The 19,420-nt window shown below is 69.7% G+C and carries 19 protein-coding genes; 7 read left to right on the forward strand and 12 right to left on the reverse strand.

Annotated elements, in window-relative coordinates:
- Positions 1–17: 17 nt before the first annotated feature.
- Positions 18–932, reverse strand: coding sequence for a LysR family transcriptional regulator (locus BLW44_RS03020; RefSeq protein WP_060928506.1), 915 nt, complete (start codon positions 930–932; stop codon positions 18–20).
- 146 nt (positions 933–1,078) lie between these two features.
- On the opposite strand from BLW44_RS03020, the gene BLW44_RS03025 reads away from it, so the two are divergent.
- A complete protein-coding gene (locus BLW44_RS03025; RefSeq protein ID WP_074731566.1) occupies positions 1,079–4,573 on the forward strand; it encodes a proline dehydrogenase family protein in 3,495 nt (1,164 codons plus the stop codon).
- Between the two features lie 150 nt (positions 4,574–4,723).
- Here BLW44_RS03025 and BLW44_RS03030 read toward each other — a convergent pair whose 3' ends face one another.
- The 8 genes from BLW44_RS03030 to BLW44_RS03060 all read right to left on the reverse strand — a co-directional run bounded on the left by BLW44_RS03030 (position 4,724) and on the right by BLW44_RS03060 (position 12,124).
- Complete coding sequence (locus tag BLW44_RS03030) at positions 4,724–5,779, reverse strand: ABC transporter permease (RefSeq protein WP_060928577.1); 1,056 nt, start codon at positions 5,777–5,779, stop codon at positions 4,724–4,726.
- A gap of 38 nt (positions 5,780–5,817) precedes the next feature.
- Entirely contained in the window at positions 5,818–6,714 is an 897-nt protein-coding gene (locus BLW44_RS03035; protein WP_060928576.1) for an ABC transporter ATP-binding protein, read from the reverse strand.
- A gap of 166 nt (positions 6,715–6,880) precedes the next feature.
- Positions 6,881–8,128, reverse strand: coding sequence for a hypothetical protein (locus tag BLW44_RS03040; RefSeq protein WP_060928575.1), 1,248 nt, complete (start codon positions 8,126–8,128; stop codon positions 6,881–6,883).
- Positions 8,129–8,200: 72 nt separating this feature from the next.
- A complete protein-coding gene (locus tag BLW44_RS03045; RefSeq protein ID WP_245647482.1) occupies positions 8,201–9,391 on the reverse strand; it encodes a benzoate/H(+) symporter BenE family transporter in 1,191 nt (396 codons plus the stop codon).
- A 13-nt stretch (positions 9,392–9,404) separates the two neighbouring features.
- Positions 9,405–9,578 (reverse strand): hypothetical protein, encoded by a 174-nt coding sequence (locus BLW44_RS17935; protein ID WP_157519648.1) that lies wholly within the window; start codon positions 9,576–9,578, stop codon positions 9,405–9,407.
- A gap of 234 nt (positions 9,579–9,812) precedes the next feature.
- On the reverse strand, positions 9,813–10,070 hold the full coding sequence (locus BLW44_RS03050) for an AbrB/MazE/SpoVT family DNA-binding domain-containing protein (RefSeq protein WP_074731568.1): 258 nt from the start codon (positions 10,068–10,070) through the stop codon (positions 9,813–9,815).
- A 69-nt stretch (positions 10,071–10,139) separates the two neighbouring features.
- The gene (locus tag BLW44_RS03055) at positions 10,140–10,844 is read right to left on the reverse strand and encodes a response regulator (RefSeq protein ID WP_060928572.1); all 705 of its coding nucleotides are present in this window, start codon (positions 10,842–10,844) and stop codon (positions 10,140–10,142) included.
- The gene (locus tag BLW44_RS03060; protein ID WP_060928571.1) at positions 10,841–12,124 is read right to left on the reverse strand and encodes a sensor histidine kinase; all 1,284 of its coding nucleotides are present in this window, start codon (positions 12,122–12,124) and stop codon (positions 10,841–10,843) included. The genes BLW44_RS03055 and BLW44_RS03060 overlap by 4 nt, the downstream gene beginning before the upstream one ends.
- 106 nt (positions 12,125–12,230) lie before the next feature.
- On the opposite strand from BLW44_RS03060, the gene BLW44_RS03065 reads away from it, so the two are divergent.
- The 4 genes from BLW44_RS03065 to BLW44_RS03080 all read left to right on the forward strand — a co-directional run bounded on the left by BLW44_RS03065 (position 12,231) and on the right by BLW44_RS03080 (position 15,778).
- Positions 12,231–12,635: a VOC family protein gene (locus BLW44_RS03065; RefSeq protein WP_060928570.1), complete on the forward strand. Its 405-nt coding sequence runs from the start codon at positions 12,231–12,233 to the stop codon at positions 12,633–12,635.
- Positions 12,632–12,949 carry a winged helix-turn-helix transcriptional regulator gene (locus tag BLW44_RS03070; RefSeq protein ID WP_060928569.1) on the forward strand — a complete coding sequence of 106 codons (318 nt, stop codon included), beginning with the start codon at positions 12,632–12,634 and terminating at the stop codon, positions 12,947–12,949. Before BLW44_RS03065 ends, BLW44_RS03070 begins: the two co-directional genes overlap by 4 nt.
- A gap of 56 nt (positions 12,950–13,005) precedes the next feature.
- Positions 13,006–13,632, forward strand: coding sequence for a dihydrofolate reductase family protein (locus BLW44_RS03075; RefSeq protein WP_060928568.1), 627 nt, complete (start codon positions 13,006–13,008; stop codon positions 13,630–13,632).
- Positions 13,633–13,771: 139 nt separating this feature from the next.
- Positions 13,772–15,778 carry a carboxypeptidase-like regulatory domain-containing protein gene (locus BLW44_RS03080; protein ID WP_139305230.1) on the forward strand — a complete coding sequence of 669 codons (2,007 nt, stop codon included), beginning with the start codon at positions 13,772–13,774 and terminating at the stop codon, positions 15,776–15,778.
- 50 nt (positions 15,779–15,828) lie between these two features.
- Here the strand turns inward: BLW44_RS03080 and BLW44_RS03085 are convergent, their stop codons facing one another.
- Complete coding sequence (locus BLW44_RS03085; RefSeq protein WP_245647481.1) at positions 15,829–16,638, reverse strand: Cof-type HAD-IIB family hydrolase; 810 nt, start codon at positions 16,636–16,638, stop codon at positions 15,829–15,831.
- 2 nt (positions 16,639–16,640) lie between these two features.
- Positions 16,641–17,486, reverse strand: coding sequence for an exodeoxyribonuclease III (locus BLW44_RS03090; protein WP_060928565.1), 846 nt, complete (start codon positions 17,484–17,486; stop codon positions 16,641–16,643).
- Positions 17,487–17,523: 37 nt separating this feature from the next.
- Here BLW44_RS03090 and pyrE point away from each other — a divergent pair, with 37 nt between their 5' ends.
- Together pyrE and BLW44_RS03100 are read left to right on the forward strand one after the other, a co-directional pair.
- The gene (gene pyrE, locus BLW44_RS03095; protein WP_060928564.1) at positions 17,524–18,084 is read left to right on the forward strand and encodes an orotate phosphoribosyltransferase; all 561 of its coding nucleotides are present in this window, start codon (positions 17,524–17,526) and stop codon (positions 18,082–18,084) included.
- Positions 18,081–18,983 (forward strand): ROK family protein, encoded by a 903-nt coding sequence (locus BLW44_RS03100; protein ID WP_060928563.1) that lies wholly within the window; start codon positions 18,081–18,083, stop codon positions 18,981–18,983. The genes pyrE and BLW44_RS03100 overlap by 4 nt, the downstream gene beginning before the upstream one ends.
- An 18-nt stretch (positions 18,984–19,001) precedes the next feature.
- On the opposite strand, the gene BLW44_RS03105 is transcribed toward BLW44_RS03100, so the two are convergent.
- Positions 19,002–19,418, reverse strand: a complete 417-nt coding sequence (locus BLW44_RS03105) for an apolipoprotein A1/A4/E family protein (RefSeq protein ID WP_254775110.1) — start codon at positions 19,416–19,418, stop codon at positions 19,002–19,004.
- Between the last annotated feature and the right edge of the window lie 2 nt (positions 19,419–19,420).

Below are 19,420 nucleotides of genomic sequence, written 5' to 3' on the forward strand. Positions count from 1 at the left end.
GCCGTCGTCCGGAAAGCTCAGGCGTCGTCCGGCAGGATCACGGCAGCAGCCTCCGCGAGCGCCTGGCGGACGGCTCTGATCGCGGGGGATGCCGCAGACACCCGACGGGCCGAGGAGAAGACCTCGCGTCGTGGTGCGCCAGGCAGCGGAGTCACGGCGACCGTCGGGTCATCGCCCGCCCAGACGAGCTCGGGCAGGAGGCCCACTGCGAGTCCGGCCCTGATCAGCCGGATGTGCGTGGTGAGGTCGGCGACCTCGAAGTGCACGTCCGGCTCGAAGCCGGCGGTGCGGCACAGCTGCTCGGCCCACGCGCGGGACGCCGTCCCTGCGGGCTCCAGCACCCAGGGCTCGTCCCTCGTGGCCCAGAGCGCCGCTGCGGCATCCGAGGCGGGTGTGCTTCCGGGGCGCCGGGCGAGCGTGATGGCGTCATGCGTGAGGACCACGCGATCGAGGTCGGCGTTGATCGGGCGGGTGCGTCCGGGGTACTGCTCGGCCAGCATGAGGTCGAAGTCGCGGCTCGCTACGCCGTCGAGGCTCGTCTCCGGATCGCACTCCGCGACGTCGACTCGGAGTGACGGATGCTGCTGCTGGAGAGCGAGCAGCGCCGGGGGCAGCAGCGCATGCGCAGCCGTCTGGAACACGGCGATGTGCACGGTGCCGGTGACCTCGGTGAGCGATTCCGCGACGGCCACCTCGGCGTGCTCGAGCTGGTCGAGGATGCCGATCGCCTGCTCGACCAGGACCGCGCCCTGCGGGGTGAGCTGGACGCCGCGGCCGACGCGCCGGAGCAGCGGCACGCCGACATCGCGCTCCAGTGCGCTCAGCTGCTGGGACACCGACGCCTTGCTGTAGGACAGCGCGTCAGCGACAGCCGACAGGGTGCCGCGGCGCGACAGTTCGACGAGCATCCGCAGTCGGTTGATGTCGAGCATCGCAGTCGTTCTCCCTGGGCGGGTCTGTTCAGTACGACTGAACAGAAAGCATCCAAATCGGTTGATAGACGTAGCCTACTCGCGGACCTGAGAATGATCGAAGCCGCACACGAACCCGGGTGTGCGATCTCCTGGAAGGTCCCCCGATGACTGTCGCCGCCGACACCACCACTCCGGCCACCACCCCGGCCGCCGCACCCACCACCGCCGAGGTCGCCGCCCTGGTGCAGCGCTGGCTCGCGGAGAGCGAGACCCACCCCGTCGAGCCCGCCGCCCAGCGCCTCGCCGAGGTTCTGAAGGACCCGAACGGACTCGCCTTCACGGTCGGCTTCGTCGACGGCGTGATGCGCCCGGAAGACCTCCGTGTCGCCGGTCGCGCGCTCGCCGACCTCTCGGAGATCACGCCGTCGCTGCTCCCCGGCTACCTCCGTGCGGCCATCAGGACGGGTGGATTCTGGGCGCCCAAGCTCCCGGGTGTCGTCGTGCCGATCTCCCGCCGCGTGCTGCGCGCGATGGTCGGGCACCTCGTGCTCGACGCGACCCCGTCGAAGCTCGGTCCGGCGATCGCGAAGCTGCGCAAGACCGGCAACCGCCTGAACCTCAACCTCCTCGGCGAGGCCGTGCTGGGAGAGCGCGAAGCCGGTCGTCGCCTGCAGGGCACGTACGACTTCCTCGCCCGCAAGGATGTCGACTACGTCTCGATCAAGGTGTCCAGCGTCGTCAGCCAGCTGTCGATGTGGTCCTTCGACGAAGCCGTCGCCGATGTGGTGACCAAGCTCACCCCCCTGTACGAGCTCGCCGCGACCTCGGAGGCCGCCGGCCGGACCAAGTTCATCAACCTCGACATGGAGGAGTTCCGCGACCTCGACCTCACGATCGCGGCCTTCACCAGCATCCTCGACCAGCCGGGCTTCGAGAACCTCGAGGCGGGCATCGTGCTGCAGGCGTACCTGCCGGACGCGCTCGGTGCGATGCAGCAGCTGCAGGAGTGGGCGACCGCCCGCCGTGCGAAGGGCGGCGCGCCGATCAAGGTGCGTGTCGTCAAGGGCGCGAACCTGGCGATGGAGGAGGTCGACTCGAAGGTGCACGGCTGGCCGCTGGCCACCTACGGCACCAAGCAGGACTCCGACACCAACTACAAGCGCGTGCTGGACTGGTCGATGACTCCGGAGCGCCTGGATGCCGTGCGCATCGGCGTCGCCGGGCACAACCTGTTCGACATCGCCTACACCTGGCTGCTCGCGCAGGCACGCGGGGTCACGGATGCCGTCGAGTACGAGATGCTGCTCGGCATGGCGACGGGGCAGGCCGAGGCCGTCCGCAAGGACGTCGGCCAGCTGCTGCTCTACACACCCGTCGTGAACCCCGCCGAGTTCGACGTGGCCATCGCGTACCTGGTGCGCCGACTGGAGGAGAACGCCAGCCCCGAGAACTTCATGTCGGCCGTGTTCGAGCTCGCCTCCGATCCCGCTCTGCTGACGCGGGAGCGCGAGCGCTTCGAGCGCTCGCTGGCAGGGCTCGAGGCCGACCGCTCGGTGCCCTCCTCGAATCGCGTGCAGGACCGTGCGGCCGAGGCTGCGGCCGGCGCAGGCGATGACCCCACCACCGGCTTCGAGAACCAGCCGGACAGCGACCCGGCGATTGCGGTCAACCGCGCCTGGGGCCGCGAGATCCTGCAGCGGTCGGTCGACTCGACTCTCGGCGTCGACGCGATCGCCGCGGCGCGGGTCGAGAGCGACGAGCAGCTCGACGACATCTTCGCCGCCGCCTCCGCCGCCGCGACGGCCTGGGCCGCGCGCCCCGCCGCTGAGCGCGCCGCCGTGCTGCACCGGGCCGGCGACGAGCTCGCCGCCCGACGCGGCCAGCTGATCGAGATCATGGCGCACGAGGCGGGCAAGACCATCGCCGAGGCCGACCCCGAGGTCTCAGAGGCGATCGACTTCGCGCACTACTACGCCGAGCGCGCCCTCGACCTCGAGAACGTCTCGGGTGCGGAGTTCGTCCCGTCGAAGGTGACCGTCGTCACGCCGCCTTGGAACTTCCCGGTCGCCATCCCCGCCGGCGGAGTGCTCGCAGGTCTCGCCTCCGGATCCGGTGTGATCATCAAGCCGGCGAAGCTGACGCAGCGCTGTGGCGCGGTCATGGTCGAGGCGCTGTGGGCCGCCGGAGTGCCGCGCGACCTGCTCGCCCTCGTCGACCTCGCGAACCGCGACCTCGGCACGCGTCTCGTCGCGAGCCCCGAGGTCGACCGGGTCATCCTCACCGGCGCCTACGAGACGGCGCAGCTGTTCCGCTCATTCCGATCCGACCTGCCGCTGCTCGCCGAGACCAGCGGCAAGAACGCGATCATCGTCACGCCGTCGGCCGACCTCGACCTGGCGGCAGCGGACGTCGCCCGCAGCGCGTTCGGCCACGCGGGGCAGAAGTGCTCGGCGGCATCCCTCGCGATCCTCGTGGGCTCGGTCGCCGACTCGCAGCGCTTCGAGCGTCAGCTCGTCGACGCGGTCACCTCGATGCGCGTGGGTCTGCCCGAGGACCCGGCGACGCAGATGGGCCCGATCATCGAGCCGGCGAACGGCAAGCTGCTGACCGCGCTGACGACCCTCGAGCGGGGCGAGCGCTGGCTCGTCGAGCCGAAGAAGCTCGACGACGAGGGCCGGCAGTGGACGCCCGGCGTCAAGATCGGCGTGGCCCCCGGCTCCACCACCCACCTGACCGAGTTCTTCGGACCCGTGCTCGGCATCATGCGCGCGAAGGACCTCGACGAGGCCATCCGCTTGCAGAACGCCGTGGACTACGGCCTCACCGCCGGCATCCATTCGCTCGACTCCGACGAGGTCGCCACCTGGCTCGACCGCGTCGAAGCCGGCAACCTCTACGTCAACCGCGGCATCACGGGTGCCATCGTGCAGCGTCAGCCCTTCGGCGGCTGGAAGCGCTCGGCCGTCGGCGCCGGTGCGAAGGCCGGTGGACCCAACTACCTGTTCGGACTCGGCGAGTGGGCTCCGGCCGAGCTCCCCGCCGCCGCCCCCGGTGCGGCGGTCGATTCCGCGGTGGACGCGGTGCTCACGGCAGCCGGATCCGACCTCGGCGCCGTCGAGATCGAATGGCTGCACCGTGCCGCCGCCTCCGACGAGCGCGCCTGGGTCGACGAGTTCGGTGCCGTCAGCGACAAGTCCGGTCTGGGAGTGGAGCGCAACGTCTTCCGCTACCGCCCGGTCGCTGTCGACGTGCGCATCGGCGAGGACGCACCTCTGGGCGACGGCATCCGCGTGATCGCCGCCGCGCTGCGCAGCGGCAGCCCGTTCACCGTGTCGGCATCCGCTCTGCCCTCGCGCGTCGAGAAGGCCCTGCGCGCCCAGGGTGTGACCCCGAAGATCGAGAATGATGCCGCGTGGGTCGCGCGCTACGCGAAGGCCGCGGCGAAGGCCCAGCACACCTGGCAGCGGGTACGACTGGTCGGCGGAGACGCTTCGGCACTGTTCGCGGCGCTCGGCGGAACCCCGGATGTCGCCGTCTGGTCGCACGCCGTCACGGGTGCGGGTCGCGTGGAGATGCTGCCGTTCCTGCACGAGCAGGCCGTCTCGATCACCAACCACCGGTTCGGCAACCCGACGACGCTGTCCGACGGCCTGATCTGACCCTGTCCTGATCTCCCCCTGTCCTGGTCTCCTCACCGGGCACAGCTTCGGAGCTGACGACCGACACGCCGCAGAAACGACGGATGCCGCGGCGTGTCGGCCGCGGCATCCGAAGTTGTGCCCGCAGAAGCGGGCAGGTGGAGGCAGTGATCAGCCGCGCAGCGCCTCGCCCAGCTTCACCCGCGAGCCCATGCGCAGCAGCGAGTTCTCGTAGATCTTCGCTCCGACGACGATGGCCGCGACGCAGCTGGCGAGCAGGATGACCAGGCTCAGCAGCGGCTCCCACCACTGCGCCTCGCCCACGAACAGCCGCATCGGCATCCCCACCGGAGCGGAGAAGGGCACGTACGACATGATCGTCAGCACCAGCGGGTTGTCGTTGAAGACGATCACGAGCACGTACGGCGCCATGATCAGCATCGTGATCGGGGTCGTCGTGGAGCCGATGTCCTCCTGACGCGACACCATCGATGCCGCGGCCGCGAAGAGCGCGGCGAGCAGGATGAAGCCGAAGAGGAAGAAGACGGCGAACCAGATGATGGGGGCGCCGAGCGTCGACAGCACCTCGCGTTGCCCCGTCACGATGAGCCCGATGGTCGCGACCGCCGCGAGGGCGAGGATCTGCCCCATCGCGAGGATCGTGTTGCCGATCACCTTGCCGGCCAGCAGCGTGCGGGCCGAGATCGTCGACAGCAGGATCTCGACCACGCGGGTCTGCTTCTCCTCCACGATGCTCTGCGCGATCGTGCCGCCGAAGGTCGCCGCCGCGCCCATGAACACGATGCCGAACGCGATCGCGATGAAGTATCGCAGCAGCGGGTTTGTCGTCGCCGGCTCCAGGATCTCGATCTCGGGAGACTGCGACAGCGCCGAGACGAGGCTCGTCGGGGCGTCCTTGAGCGCGACGACCGTCACACCGGTCGGACCGTCGCCGGGGAGTACCGCTGCGTCGACCTTCTCCGCGCGCAGGAGCTCTTCGGCCTCGGCCTGATCGGACACCTCGGTGATCTCGATATCGGGCAGAGCTGAGACGATGGACGCCGTCTCCGAGGTCACGGCCACCGGCATGGTGTCGGTGTTCTTGCTCGCGAATCCGCCGATCACGATGCCGGCGAGGGCGATGAGGAGCAGGATGCCGGTGGAGATCAGGAACGCCTTGCTGCGCAGCTTCGATCCGATCTCGCGCTCGGCGACGAGCCAGATCATCGACGCCTGCGACGGCGAGGCGGGGGTGTTCGAAGTGCTCACTGGATGACCTCCTTGAAGATCTGGGCGAGGGACGGATGCTTGGGGGCGAAGCTGGCGACATCGCCGCGGTCGACGGCGGTGCGCAGCACGCGCTGCGCGGTGTCGGCGTCTTCGGCGTCGAACAGGGCGTACCCACCCTCGAAGTCGACGACGGTCACGCCGGGTTCTGCGCGGAGCCAGCCGGCGTCCCCCGCGGAGACGAGCTCGTAGCGGCTGCCGGCATGCTCGGCGCGCAGGCCGTCGCGGGAGCCCGCGGCGCGGATCGTGCCACCGGCGAGGATCACGAGGTCGTCGCAGAGTCGCTCGACGACATCGAGTTGGTGGGAGGAGAACAGGATCGAGGCGCCCTTCGCGGCGGACGACTGCAGCACAGACGCGACCACGTCGACCGCGAGCGGGTCGAGTCCGGAGAACGGCTCATCGAGGATCAGCACCTCCGGGTCGTGCACGAGGGCGGCGGCGATCTGGGCGCGTTGCTGGTTGCCGAGCGACAGTGACTCGATCGTGTCGTCGAGCCGCTCCCCGAGGCCGAGCTCGGTGAGCAGCGCGGTCGCGCGCGTCGCGGCATCCGCCTTGCTGAAGCCGTGCAGCCGGGCGAGGTACACGATCTGCTCGAGCACCTTCATCTTCGGGTAGAGCCCGCGCTCCTCCGGCATGTAGCCGAAGTGGCGGCGGTCCGCGCTGCCGAGCGGGCGGCCGTCGAGCTCGACTCGGCCGCCGTCGGAGCTGAGCAGCCCGAGGACGATCCGCATGGTCGTGGTCTTGCCGGCGCCGTTGCCGCCGACGAACCCGGTGAGGCGTCCCGGGGACACCTCGAAGGAGACGTCGTCGAGCACGCGCCGAGAGCCGTAGCTCTTGGTGATGCCGGTGAGTACGAGCTTTCCTGTGGTCATGCCCTCACGCTAGGGCGGGCGATACGGGCACGACATCCCCCGTACGGCGGACTCCGGGGGGATCTGCCGCTCGCCGAGGCGCGTGGTCGTCAGCCGCGCGGGGGAGGGCGCGCGGGGGAGGGCGTGCGAGGGAGCGCGTGCGGGGGAGCTTCGGGAGCAGTGCGCCTCAGCGCAGGAAGATGACCGAGAAGATCCCGATCGCGAACGGTGCCGTGGTCACCACGAACATGACGCCGACGATGATGCCCACGATCAGCCAGGGGCTGCGACGGCGAAGGCGCTGACCTGGGGGCGCGACGCCGGGCGGCGGGGGCGTGAGGAGTCCCGTCGGTGCCGCGAACGGCAGCGCGGGCGCGCCGGGGATGCCGGGTGCCGGTGCAGCGGGGAGGCCGGGCGCACCGGGAGCGCCGGATGCCGCGACCGGCAGGCCCTGGTGTCCACCCTGGTGTCCGCCCGGCTGCCCGATCATCCGCAGTCGATCGTCGCGCCACCGTGCCCATTGATCGAGCTTCGTGAGCAATGCTCCGACCGCGCCGAACAGCCACGCCCACGTCGCGGGGTCGAGGGTGGACAGCTCGCGACGGGCGTAGAGGAAGAGCCAGTCGTCGACGATCTCGACGTCGAGCTGGGCTGCATGGTCGATGAACCGGGCCATCACATCCGGCGTGAAGAGGTAGAGCGCGTCGACCTCGTAGCCGCTCGGGCAGTACAGCGAGAAGTAGCGGTCGAAGTCGCCTTCGAGCGAGAGGCGCTGGTCGCTGCGGAAGGCCGCGGCGATCGTGCTCCCCAGGGTGTTGTTGCCGAGGGCGTCGAGCACGATGTTCGGCAGCGGGACGTCGAGCTTGACGGCGACGTAGCCCCAGCGGTGCGTCGTCGACTGCTTGCCATTGCTGGTCGTGTACTGGTAGTTGCCGAACTCGACGAATCGGGGTTCGACGCCGCGCAGCACATCCGTCGACATCCGGCTCGACCCGGAGGAGAAGATCATGCCGGGCAGCGGCGGGGCGTCGATGCGCTCGAGGTAGGTCATCGCATTCGCCTCGGCGAAGTGCGCGAGCCGGAATCGCGTGAGGTTGCGGAGGCGGATGCTGCGGCGTACGAGCAGCACGATGCCGACGACGACGCCCGCGAGCAGGAGAATGGCGAGCACAGCGGCGACCGCGACCCCGGTGCCGCGACCGATCGCGTAGCCGAGGCCGAGGATCATGATCCCGACCACCGGCAGCACGCACACGAGCGCAAAGATCGCTGCGACCCAGGCCACGATCTGTCCGGTCGACGTCGGATTCGCGCTGCGGCGGGCGCGGGTGAACGCGTCGACGTCGGCCGGATTCACGGGGGCCAGCAGTGCGCGCGCGTCGAAGGACCCGGCTGGCGCTGCCGGCGGACGCGAGGCTGAGGCGGGAACGGTCACGCGTCCACGGTAGCCGAGGGGCTGCCCGGTGCTCTCAGTGACGCCCTGTGTTCTCAGTGACGCCCTGTGTTCTCAGCGACGGCCGACGTGCAGAGCGGTGCGCACGAGCAGACCGGCCACGAGAGCCCAGAATGCGGCGCTGACGCCCAGCGCCGTGACACCGGATGCCGCCACCAGGAAGGTGACGACGGCGGGGATGCGCTCGCCGGGGTCGTCGATCGCCTGCTGCACCGAAGATCCGAAGGCGGCGAACAGTGCGAGCCCCGCCACCGCCGGGATGACCGCTTCGGGAGCGAGCAGCACCAGGGCGGCGAAGGCCGCCGAGAACCCGCCGAGCACGAGGTAGGAGACACCGGTGGAGACGCCCGCGACCCACCGGCGTCTCGGGTCGGGGTCGGCGTCGGGAGAGGCGGCGAGGGCGGCACTGATCGCCGCGAGGTTGATGGCGTGACCGCCTGCCGTCGCGCCGAGCGCGGTGCCGACACCCGTCACGAGCATCGCCGGACGCCAGGGCACCTCGTAGCCGAAGCTGCGCATGATCGCGATGCCGGGCACGTTCTGCGAGGCCATCGTCACGATGAACAGCGGCAGCGCGAGGCCGACCAGAGCGCCGACCGTGAACGTGGGGGCGGTCAGCTCGATCCGGGGGACGAGGAGTCCGGCATCCACAGCCGTGCTCTCCTGCACCAACGAGACGGCCACCACGACCGCTGCCGCGACGAAGGCGAGCGGCACGGCCCACCGCGGCGCGAGGCGCGCGAAGACGAGCCACGTGATCACCACCGGAATGACGCCCCACGGATTCGCCACGAGCCCGGTGATCGGTGCAAGACAGAGGGGCAGGAGCACTCCGGCGAGCATCGCCTGCGCGATGGACGGAGGGATGTGGGCGATCAGGGTCCCAAGGGCGGGCCAGAGCGCTGTGAGCAGGATGAGCGCGGCCGTGACGAGGAACGCGCCGACCGCGGCCGACCACCCGCCGTCGACGATCCCCGTGGCGGCGAGCAGGGCGGCGCCGGGAGTGGACCAGGCGACGGTGATGGGCATCCGGTACCGCCAGGCGAGCACGACGCAAGCGAGCCCCATCGAGAGGCTGACCGCGAGCAGTCCGCTGGCGGCCTGCTCGGGAGTCGCTCCGACGGCGCTGAGCCCGGTGAGCACGACGGCGAACGAGCTCGTGAACCCGACAAGCGCGGTGACCACCCCGGCGAGGATGGGGCGGGAGAGGGGTGCGGCGGGTGCGGACGGCGCGGGAACGGACACCATCCGAGGGTATCTATGCCCCGAGCAGGCGCCAGCCCAGATGCTCGGACGCCCTTCGATCGAATGTCACCGTCGTCGAAGCGCCGAACTGCTCCATCGTGCCGTGGATGAGGGCGTCGGCGAAATCCGCGCCGGCATCAGCGAATGCGAGCGCGCGGACGACACCCTCACCATCATCGAACTCCATCGACTCCGACTCGACCAGCCTGCGAAGAATGGGGAGCCGCCTCCCGGCAGACACGAGAGCGCAGTACCCAGAACACCTCGGCAAGAGATATCCCTGTGATGAAAGCGGGCGATTCTGGGGTGCGATCACCCGAGGCCTGTCGAGCGAGCGAGGATTGTATGGCGTCATCGCCCAGAACCGCGCGGAGAATGATGTTGGTGTCGACTCCGAGCAGCATGCCGCTCGTGAGCGGCGTCATATGTTTCGGGTGCGCTGGTCGCTTTCGACCGCGCCGTCTCGCACGATCGCGTCCATCTCTTCGAGCGACAGCGACGATTCGACAGGGACTGCTCCGAAAACATCTGAGATCCGGCCCGTGCGCGGGATCAAGGAGTACCGACCATCCGGCATCCTCACGAACATCACCTTCGAACCCGCGATGAGACCGAGCTCATCGCGAACCACCTTCGGCATCGTGATCTGTCCTTTGCATGTCATCGTCGCAGTGGGCACAGTCTCACTCCTCTCGCTTCTACTCCTTCAGCTTGTCGAGGCGACAGGAGTATGGCGATATGAAAGGAGTCAGGCGAGACCCATCCGGTGGGCGAGCACGACGGCCTGCACCCGGTCGCGTGCCCCGAGCTTCTGCAGGATCCTCGAGACGTGCGTCTTGACGGTCGCCTCGCCGATGTACAGCGCTCCGGCGATCTCCGCGTTGCTGCGGGCGTCGGCGAGCAACGCGAGTACGTCCGCCTCCCGATCGGTGAGCGGCTCGACGAGCGCAGTCGAACCCTGGGGTGAGGGCGAGGGCGAGGGCGCGGTGGCGAGCGCGGGGACGGATTCCGATGCCCTCGTGAAACGCGCGAGCACGCGGCGGGTGACCTCCGGGGCGAGCATCCCGTCTCCGGCGGCGAGGGCGCGCACCGCCGCGATCAGGTCCTCGGCGCCGGCGTTCTTGAGCAGGAATCCGCTGGCTCCGGCATCCAGCGCCTGATACAGGTAGTCGTCGCGATCGAACGTCGTGATGATCGCGATCGCCGCTTCGACCTCGTGATCGGCGACGATGCGCCGGGTGGCCTCGATGCCGTCCATGTCGGGCATCTGCACGTCCATCGTGATGACGTCCGGTCGCAGCGTCGACGCCTTGGCCACGGCTTCGGCACCCGTCGCCGCCTCGCCCACGACGGTGATGTCGGGCTGGCTGTCGAGGATGGTCCGGAAGCCCGCCCGCAGCATCGCGTGGTCGTCGACGAGGAGGACGCGGATGAGCGCATCGGTCCGGTTCATGAGGCGACATCCGTCTCGATCGGCGATACGGTCTGCGCGCCACCGGCCAGCGGTACACGGGCCCGCACGCGCAGTCCTCCCGAGGGGCGCGGCGTCACGTCGAGGGTGCCGCCGGACGCCGCCGCGCGCTCGCGCATGCCGAGCTGGCCCAGCCCGGGGCGCAGCGCCGTCACACTGCGGCCGGTGTTGACGACCTCGACCTCGACGCCCTCGTCCTCGTACCTCACCCGCACGTCCGCGGTCGCGCCGACGCCGGCATGGCGACGGGCGTTGGTCAGCGACTCCTGGGTGATGCGGTACAGGTTGACGGCGACGAGCGAGGGGACGGAGACGGGCTCGCCGATCACGGTGTAGTCGGTGGGCAGCCCTGCATCCGTCGAGGCCTCGACCAGGGAGCGGATGTCATCCAGAGTGACGGTCGATGCGGCATCCGTGGTCTCGCCGCCGGGAGAGCGGAGGGTCTCGAGCAGTTGGCGCAACTCGTGGATGGCATCGCGGGCCGACCCCTCGACACCGCTGAGAATGCTCTTCGACCGCTCGGGATCCTGGTCGATGACGAGGCGTGCGGCGCCGGCCTGCACCCCCATCACCGACACGTGGTGGGCGACGACGTCGTGCAGCTCGCGGGCGATGCGTACGCGGTCGAGCGCGACGGCCTGAGCGGCCGTGACCTCGCGCTCCTGCTCCAGCTCCGCGGTGCGCTGCTCGAGCACCTCCCGTTCCTGCGCCGCGTTCCAGGAGCGCTCGCCGAAGTAGTAGGCGCCGCCGAAGTACAGCACGTTCAGCAGCAGCTGGATCATCATGAAGGCCAGGTATGGCGAGAGCAGGCCTGCGGCGACCTCGGCCTTGTCAGCCTCCTCGATCGCCTCCCGGTACATCGTGATGATGAGCCAGACGAACATGCCGAGGATGATCGAGACCCGCACGATCAGCGCGGCCCTGCGGTTGTTCATCCAGGCGCCCACCGTGTACAGCGACACGAACATCGCGATGTTGCCGACGTAGATCTCGGGCACCTGGAACGAGATCGCGAGGAAGTACGCGACGCAGACGGCCACCGCGACAGGGCCAGGCCATCGGCGTCGGACGGCGAGAGGCGCGGTGACCGCGACGGCGTAGACGAGGGCGGTCCACGGCTCCGCCCTCGTGTCTCCGTAGATGTCGGCGACGGTCGAGAGGGCGGCGCTCAGCACGGCACCCACGAACATGACGGCGGCCAGGACCAGGTCGCTGCGCTGCTCGCGGATGCTGGGGACGCGGGTGAACGACACGGCGGACATCCTCTCACCGTAGGGCGCAAAGGAGTGCGCGGCATCCCCCGTGCGGCGGATCAGGCGGACGCGAGAAGCCCTTGACGGCGCACTTGTATTTTGCAAGTATCAGCACATGAGCCTCTTCATCACCTGCCCCGTCGAGAGCGTCGACCGGGCCACCGCGTTCTACACCGCTCTCGGCTGGACCCTCAATGCCGAGATGTCCGATCACAACGTGTCGTGCTTCGCGATCGCGCCCGAGCAGTACGTCATGCTCGGCAGCCGCGAGATGTACGCGAGCGTCGGCGGCACCGAGGACGTGATCGGCGGCCCAGACACCCCCTCGAAAGTCACCGTCTCGTTCGACCTCGACAGCCGCGAGGCCGTCGATGAGATGGTCGAACGGGCCACAGCTGCGGGTGGTCGGGTCGGCGACACCGACGACTATCCGTTCATGTACCAGCGCCAGTTCGACGATCCGGACGGCTACCACTACTCGCCGTTCTGGATGAAGCCGGACGCCGATCCGAGCGCGTGAGAGACCTCGCCACCGCGCTCGAGGTCGTCGGTGCCCGCTGGGCGCTGCTCATCGTCGAGAAGCTGCTCGACGGGCCGCAGCGCTACGGCGATCTGCAGCGTGAGCTCGGGGCGCCGACGAACATCCTCGCCACCCGTCTCCGGGAGCTCGAGGCTGCGGGAGTGCTGCGGCGGCTGCCCCTGCGGCACAACACGCGGGCGTACGCCCTCACCGATCGTGGCCTCGCGCTGCGGGACGCGATCGGCGCGCTGGCGCGCTGGGGTGCGGAGGGGTCGGGGCCCGTCGGACAGACACCCTCCCGCGATCTCGGATGAGCGCCTAGTCTGGGCCGTGTCATCGCGCAGGACCTCTCGGGCGAAGGAGCACTCTGATGGCCGGACGCATCGTGATCGACCTCTTCATGACCCTCGACGGTGTCGCGCAGGGGCCGGGCGGAATCGGCGAGGATCCCTCGGGCGGGTTCGAGTTCAGCGGCTGGCAGGCGGGGTACCCCTCCTCCGGGGTCGGACCTCAGGTGCAGCAGGGGATGCAGCGGCTCGACGCGCTGCTGCTCGGGCGTCGCACGTACGACATCTTCGCCGGCTACTGGCCTAACCACACCGACGGCCCGTCGGGCGAGATCGGCCGCCTCTTCGATCGGGTGCCCAAGTACGTCGCCTCCCGCGACGCCGACATCGCGCTCGACTGGCAGCACAGCTCCCGCATCGGCGGCGACCTCGCCGCGGAGATCGCCGAGCTGCGCGCCCGGCACGACGAGGTGCACGTCATAGGCAGCGTCGACTTCGCGCACTCGCTGATCGCCGGCGGGCTGTTCGACGAGCTGAATCTGTGGGCCTACCCGATCCTGCTCGGACCAGGCAAGAAGGTCTTCGACGACGGCGCGATGCCGTCGGTGCTCCGTCTGATCGAGCCCCCGGTCGCCGACGACGCCGGCGTGATGCTGCTGCGGTACGCGCGCACCGACCAGGTGCCTCAGGTCGACACCTTCGAGGATTGAACCTTCGAATCGACTATTCCTTTCCTGTGCGGTGATCGCCTAGATTCGGAACCGACGGTGCCGCGTGATCGGCAGAGCAGCCGAGGCCGAGCAGCACAGCGACGACGTCGCGCGAGGTCTCCCTTCGGAGGGTGGGACCATGGCGCGACGGCGCGCATTCATTCGAGCGATCGTCGCGGGGGCGGCGGCGCTCGCGCTCGCGATCGGCGGCGCGACGACAGCGATGGCAGCGGACGACGATCCGGTGACAGGCACTGGATCTATCTCGGGAGTCGTGACCGAGGTCGGCGGGGCGGCGCTCGCGGGTGCCGTCGTGCATGCTGAGACAGACGACGGGAGTGCGACTGCGGATGCCGTCACCGATTCCTCCGGCGCCTACACCCTGACCGACCTGGTCGACGGCGACTACACGGTGCGATTCGCCACTCCCGACGACGCCCATCTCGCCGAGTACTGGAACGACACGCGGGAGCAGTGGCGCGCCGAGCGGATATCGATCGTCGATGGCGCGGCCGTGTCCGGCATCGACGCGGCGCTCGCGACGCCACCGACCGGGTCGATCAGTGGAACCGTCACCCGGGACGACGACGAGACCCCGGTCGCCGGCGTCACCGTGTCGGCGAGCGGTGCCAGCGGTGCCTGGGACTCGACGGTCACCGATGCGAACGGGGAGTACACCCTGAGCTCGCTCTTCGATGATTCGTACGTCGTCGGCTTCTACGCGTCCGGTACCGATCTGAAGCGCGAGTACTGGGAGGACACCGAGGACTTCGGTGCGGCGACGCGCATCGCCGTGTCCGGAGGGCCGGTCACGGGCATCGACGCCGCGCTCAGCGTGGGCTCAGGGATCGAGGGCGTGATCACCCGCGCCGACGACGGCGCTCCGGTCGAGGGGGCGTACATCTCCGCTCTCGACCCGAACAACGAGATCGTCGGAGCTACCGAGACGGATGCCGCGGGGGCATACAGCCTCGGCGGTCTGCCCGCCGGGACGTATCGGATCCGTTTCGGGTCGCCCGACGAGGAACTCGGTTCCGAGTACTGGAAGAACGCCTATCTCTGGGAGGACGCTCTGCCGATCACCCTGGCCGCGCAGGAGCTGATCTCGGGCATCGACGCCGACCTCGATGTCGTCGGATACATCAGCGGAACGGTCACCCGAGGCAGCGACGGGGCACCGCTCAGCGCGATGGTCCTCGTCTACGGCGAAAACACCCCTGTGCTCGATCCCTGGGGCATGACGGATGCTCAGGGGGACTACCGCATCGCCGTCGCTCCCGGGACGTACAGGGTGCGGTTCCGCGCCCAGGAGACGGGCCTCCTGGAGGAGTGGTGGAAGAACGCGCGGTCGTGGGACGACGCCACGGTCGTCACGGTCGCCCCGGGTCACGAGGTCGCCGCCATCGACGCGGAGGTCGAGGTCTCCTCGAAGATCTCCGGCACGGTGGAGCTCGATTCCGACGAGCAGCGCACCGTGACCGTCGAGGCGTGGGCAGACGGAGAGATCAAGGGCACGGCGACGGTGCATCGGACCAATGGCACCTACACCCTGTACGTGCCGGAGGGGACGTACATCCTGAAGGCCTCTGCGGTCTTCCCCGGGAGCAGCACGACGGCCGCACCGCAGTACTACGACGGCGTCGCCACCGCGGCGGAGGCGACGCCCGTCGTCGCCGAGGGCCGGGGTGCCCTCACCGGTGTCGACTTCACGCTCGTCACGGATGCCACGCCGGCGCCCAAGCCCGTGCTGACGCTCTCCGCCGGCTCGATCGTCGCCGGCAAGGACATCACCGTCGCGGGCACCGGGTTCGCCCCCGGGCAGAAGCTGGCGTTCGAGCTGCGGTCCGACCCGGTGGCACTCGGCTCTCTGACCGCCGATGCGAGCGGTCGACTCGGTGGCACGTTCCGCATCCCCGCAGGCACCCCGGCGGGAACGCACACGCTCGTGGCGCTGGACGCGTCGGGGGCGATCGTCGCTCGTGCCACCATCCAGGTGACGGCGGCGTCCGGCGGGGCTGTGTCCGGTTCCGTAGGCGGCGCGCTGGCGACCACCGGTGCCGACCTGCCGACGTTCGCGGTGATGGCGGCCTCGGGGCTGTTGCTCGCCGGTCTGCTGCTCGTTCGTCGCCGCCGCATCCACGGCTGAAGTCGCGCCGGAGCGGTCGTCCCGCGTCGGCGGCCCTGCCTTCGGCGTGCTCAGCCGCGCGCGAGCAGCCGCTCGATGACGCGCGCCACGCCGTCGTCGTCGTTCGAGGTGGTCGTCTCGTCGGCTGCGTCACGCACGACGTCGTCGGCGTCCGCCATCGCGACTCCGTGGCCGGACCACCGCAGCATCTCCACGTCGTTGAGTGCATCGCCGAAAGCGACGACGTCGCCCCGGTCGATGTCGAGATGCTCGCAGAGCCGCGCGAGCCCGGTGGCCTTGGTCACGCCCTCGGCCATCACCTCGACGAAGGGCGCCCCTGAGAGGGTCGCCTCGAACCCCGTGAGTCCGAGTGCCTGGAGCGTTCGGAAGAGCTCGGCGGGGGCGAGTTCGGGATGCCGGATCACGAATTTCAGGCTCGGCGCGTCCAGCACCTGATCGAGGGCGACCCCGCCCATAGTGCGAGGGTCGCGCTTGTGATCAGAGAGGTCGGCGATCTCGGCGTAGCCGTGCTGGGCGACGAAGGTCTCGCCGCCCTCGCGCACACTCGCGAACAGCAGGTCGGGGATGCTGGCGCGCAGCGCTTCCGCCAGAGTGCGGATCGTCTCGGCCGGGAGCTCTTCGGCGAACAGCATCCGCCCGTCCGTGAGGTGGGTGGCGTAGGCGCCGTTGCTGCACAGCGCCCAGCCGTCGAACCCGGCCCCCGCGGCGATCGCGCGCAGGCCGATGGGCTGACGGGCGGTCACCGGGACGACGGGGATGCCCCGTTTCCTGGCCGCATCGAGGGCCGTGCGTGTGCGCCGCGTGACCGACGACGAGGAGTCGAGCAGAGTCCCGTCGAGGTCGGTCGCGATCAGGCGCACGGTCAGGAGAAGATCATCGGCATGTCGTCGTCTTCTTCAGCCCCGCCGAGATCGAACTCGACGACGACCGGGACGTGGTCGCTGGGCTGCTCGCCCTTGCGCTCCTCGCGGTGGATCGATGCACCGGTCACGGACTCGGCCAGTGTGCGGGACCCGAGGACGAAGTCGATGCGGATGCCCTCGTTGCGAGGGAACTTGAGGCGCTGATAGTCCCAGTAGGTGAAGCCCTCGGGGATGAGTGGACGCACGACGTCGGTCAGACCCGCGTCGGCGAACGCGAAGAACGCCTGTCGCTCCAGGGGCGAGACATGGGTGGAGACGCCCTCGACGATGTCGGGATCGCCGTTGTCGACGTCGAAGGGGATGATGTTGAAGTCACCGACCAGGGCCAGCGGCAGATCGGGATTCGCCGACAGCTCCGCCGCGGTGGCCTTCTTCAGCTCTTCGAGCCAGTGCAGCTTGTAGGCGTAGTGCGGGTCGCCGAGCGAGCGGCCGTTCGGCACATACAGGCTCCAGACGCGCACACCGTCGACCAGCACCCCGAGCGCACGCGCCTCGAGCGGAGCATCCGGGCCCTCGTGTCCCTTCGCGAAGCCGGGCATGCCATCGAACGCCGTGCGCACATCGGTGATCGGGAGGCGGCTGGCGATCGCGACGCCGTTCCACTGATTCAGACCGTGGACCTCGACGTGGTAGCCGGCCTCTTCGAACGGGGCGTAGGGGAACTGCTCGGGCTTGCACTTGATCTCCTGCATCGCGAGCACGTCGATGTCCTCTCGGACGGCGAACTCGACGGTGCGGGTGACGCGGGTGCGGATGGAGTTGACGTTCCAGGTGGCCAAGCGCATGCGTCAAGCCTAGGGCTTGCCTCCTACACTGGATGCCGTGACCGCACTCGACACAGACCGCCAGACCCTCCTCGACCTGATCAAGGACGAGGCCGTGTTCCACGGAGACTTCACGCTCTCTAGTGGCAAGAAGGCGACGTACTACGTCGACATGCGCAAGCTCACACTCGATCACCGCGCAGCTCCAGCGATCGGCCGCATCATGCTCGACCTCATCGGCGATCTCGACGTCGTGGCCGTCGGAGGCCTGACCCTCGGCGCCGATCCCATCGCGAATTCGGTGCTGCACGCCTCCGTCGCCACCGACAAGCCGCTCGACGCGTTCGTCGTGCGCAAGGAGCCGAAGGACCACGGACGCGGCCGCCAGATCGAGGGCGCGGACGTCAAGGGCAAGCGCGTCGTCGTGCTCGAGGACACCTCGACCACCGGTCAGTCGGCGCTGAAGGCGGTCGAAGCACTGCGCAAGGAAGGGGCCGAGATCGTCGCCGTCGCGGTGATCGTCGACCGCAAGACCGGCGCTCAGGCGGCCATCGAAGCCGAGGGACTCGAATGGCGCGCCGCCTTCGACCTCGACGACCTCGGACTCGACCCCCAGTGACCCGCTACGCCCTGGCCGTCGACGTCGGCGGCACGAAGATGGAGGCCGCGCTCGTCGGCGATGACGGCGTGCTCGTTCCGGGAAGCCGCGGCCGCCGGGCGACGGGCCGCGACGCCACTCCCGCGTCCCTCGACGAGGCGATCGCGACCGTGATCGCCCACGCTCTCGCCCATCTCCCCGAGGACGCCGAACTCATCGGCGCCGGCATCGGCAGTGCTGGCCCGATCGACCGGAACGTCGGCCAGATCCTCCCCGTGAACATGCCTGCAGCCCGCGGGTACGGTCTCGCGGATGCGGTGCGCTCCACCGCCTCCGGCATCCTCGGCCGCGCGCTGCCCACTGTCTTCGGCCACGACGGGGGTGCGCTCGCGCTCGCCGAGTCCTGGCTCGGTGCCACGAAGGATGCCCGATCCTCGCTGTCGATCGTCGTCTCGACCGGCGTCGGCGGCGGATTCGTCGTCAACGGCGCGTACATCCCCGGTGCGACCGGCAACGCCGGGCATCTCGGACAGGTGCGTCGCGAAGGCGGGCTCACGCTCGAGGAGATCGCCTCCGGACCCGCGAGCGCCGCGTGGGCGCAGACACAGGGCTGGACGGGCGCGACCGGTGAGGACCTGGCGCGGGATGCCGCCGCGGGCGACACCATCGCCCGTGCCGCGATCGAGCGCTCGGCGAAGGCCGTCGGAGAAGCACTCGCGGATGCCGCGACCCTGGTCGACCTCGACATGGTCGCGATCGGCGGCGGGTTCTCTCGCGTGTCGGCCGACTACATCGACCTCGTGCAGCAGGCGCTCACGGCGAGTGCCGCACACGAGTACTCGCGGCGCACCCGGGTCGTGCGCTCGGGACTCGGCGACGAGGGGCCGCTCATCGGCGCTGCGGCGCTCGTCCTGCGCTGACTCTCGGCACCGACCAGGTCAGCGGGCCGCGACGATCAGGTGACGCTGTGGCCCTTCGATGCGGGCCATCGCGATCTTGAGTTCGGTGGTGTCGGCCGCGACTCCGTCGATGCGGGCGCCCAGCGATCTCTCGACCTCGGCGAGGTCGGATCGCACTCCGTCGATGCGGGCGCCGAGATTGTCCTCGACGCCGTCGATGCGGGCGCTGAGCTTGTCGTCGAGGCCGTCGATGCGGGCGCTGAGCTTGTCGTCGAGGCCGTCGATGCGGGCGCTGAGCTTGTCGTCGAGGCCGTCGATGCGGGCGCCGAGTCTCTCTTCGAGGCGGTCGGTTCTACGGATGCACCAGCCGAAGCCCGCGACCATGGTGCCGCCCAGCGTCAGCAGAAGGCCGACGGCGCTGAGGACGATCGTGATGATCTCTGCGGACACGAACATGC

The organism is Microbacterium hydrocarbonoxydans, from assembly GCF_900105205.1.
Taxonomy (GTDB): Bacteria; Actinomycetota; Actinomycetes; order Actinomycetales; family Microbacteriaceae; genus Microbacterium; species Microbacterium hydrocarbonoxydans.

What these genes read in the sequence shown, in the direction of transcription:
- BLW44_RS03020 (WP_060928506.1), bottom strand. Translation starts at nt 932, where the DNA reads ATGCTCGACATCAACCGACTGCGGATGCTCGTCGAACTGTCGCGCCGC.
- BLW44_RS03025 (WP_074731566.1), top strand. Translation starts at nt 1,079, where the DNA reads ATGACTGTCGCCGCCGACACCACCACTCCGGCCACCACCCCGGCCGCC.
- BLW44_RS03030 (WP_060928577.1), bottom strand. Translation starts at nt 5,779, where the DNA reads ATGATCTGGCTCGTCGCCGAGCGCGAGATCGGATCGAAGCTGCGCAGC.
- BLW44_RS03035 (WP_060928576.1), bottom strand. Translation starts at nt 6,714, where the DNA reads ATGACCACAGGAAAGCTCGTACTCACCGGCATCACCAAGAGCTACGGC.
- BLW44_RS17935 (WP_157519648.1), bottom strand. Translation starts at nt 9,578, where the DNA reads ATGGAGTTCGATGATGGTGAGGGTGTCGTCCGCGCGCTCGCATTCGCT.
- BLW44_RS03055 (WP_060928572.1), bottom strand. Translation starts at nt 10,844, where the DNA reads ATGAACCGGACCGATGCGCTCATCCGCGTCCTCCTCGTCGACGACCAC.
- BLW44_RS03060 (WP_060928571.1), bottom strand. Translation starts at nt 12,124, where the DNA reads ATGTCCGCCGTGTCGTTCACCCGCGTCCCCAGCATCCGCGAGCAGCGC.
- BLW44_RS03065 (WP_060928570.1), top strand. Translation starts at nt 12,231, where the DNA reads ATGAGCCTCTTCATCACCTGCCCCGTCGAGAGCGTCGACCGGGCCACC.
- BLW44_RS03075 (WP_060928568.1), top strand. Translation starts at nt 13,006, where the DNA reads ATGGCCGGACGCATCGTGATCGACCTCTTCATGACCCTCGACGGTGTC.
- BLW44_RS03080 (WP_139305230.1), top strand. Translation starts at nt 13,772, where the DNA reads ATGGCGCGACGGCGCGCATTCATTCGAGCGATCGTCGCGGGGGCGGCG.
- BLW44_RS03090 (WP_060928565.1), bottom strand. Translation starts at nt 17,486, where the DNA reads ATGCGCTTGGCCACCTGGAACGTCAACTCCATCCGCACCCGCGTCACC.
- BLW44_RS03105 (WP_254775110.1), bottom strand. Translation starts at nt 19,418, where the DNA reads ATGTTCGTGTCCGCAGAGATCATCACGATCGTCCTCAGCGCCGTCGGC.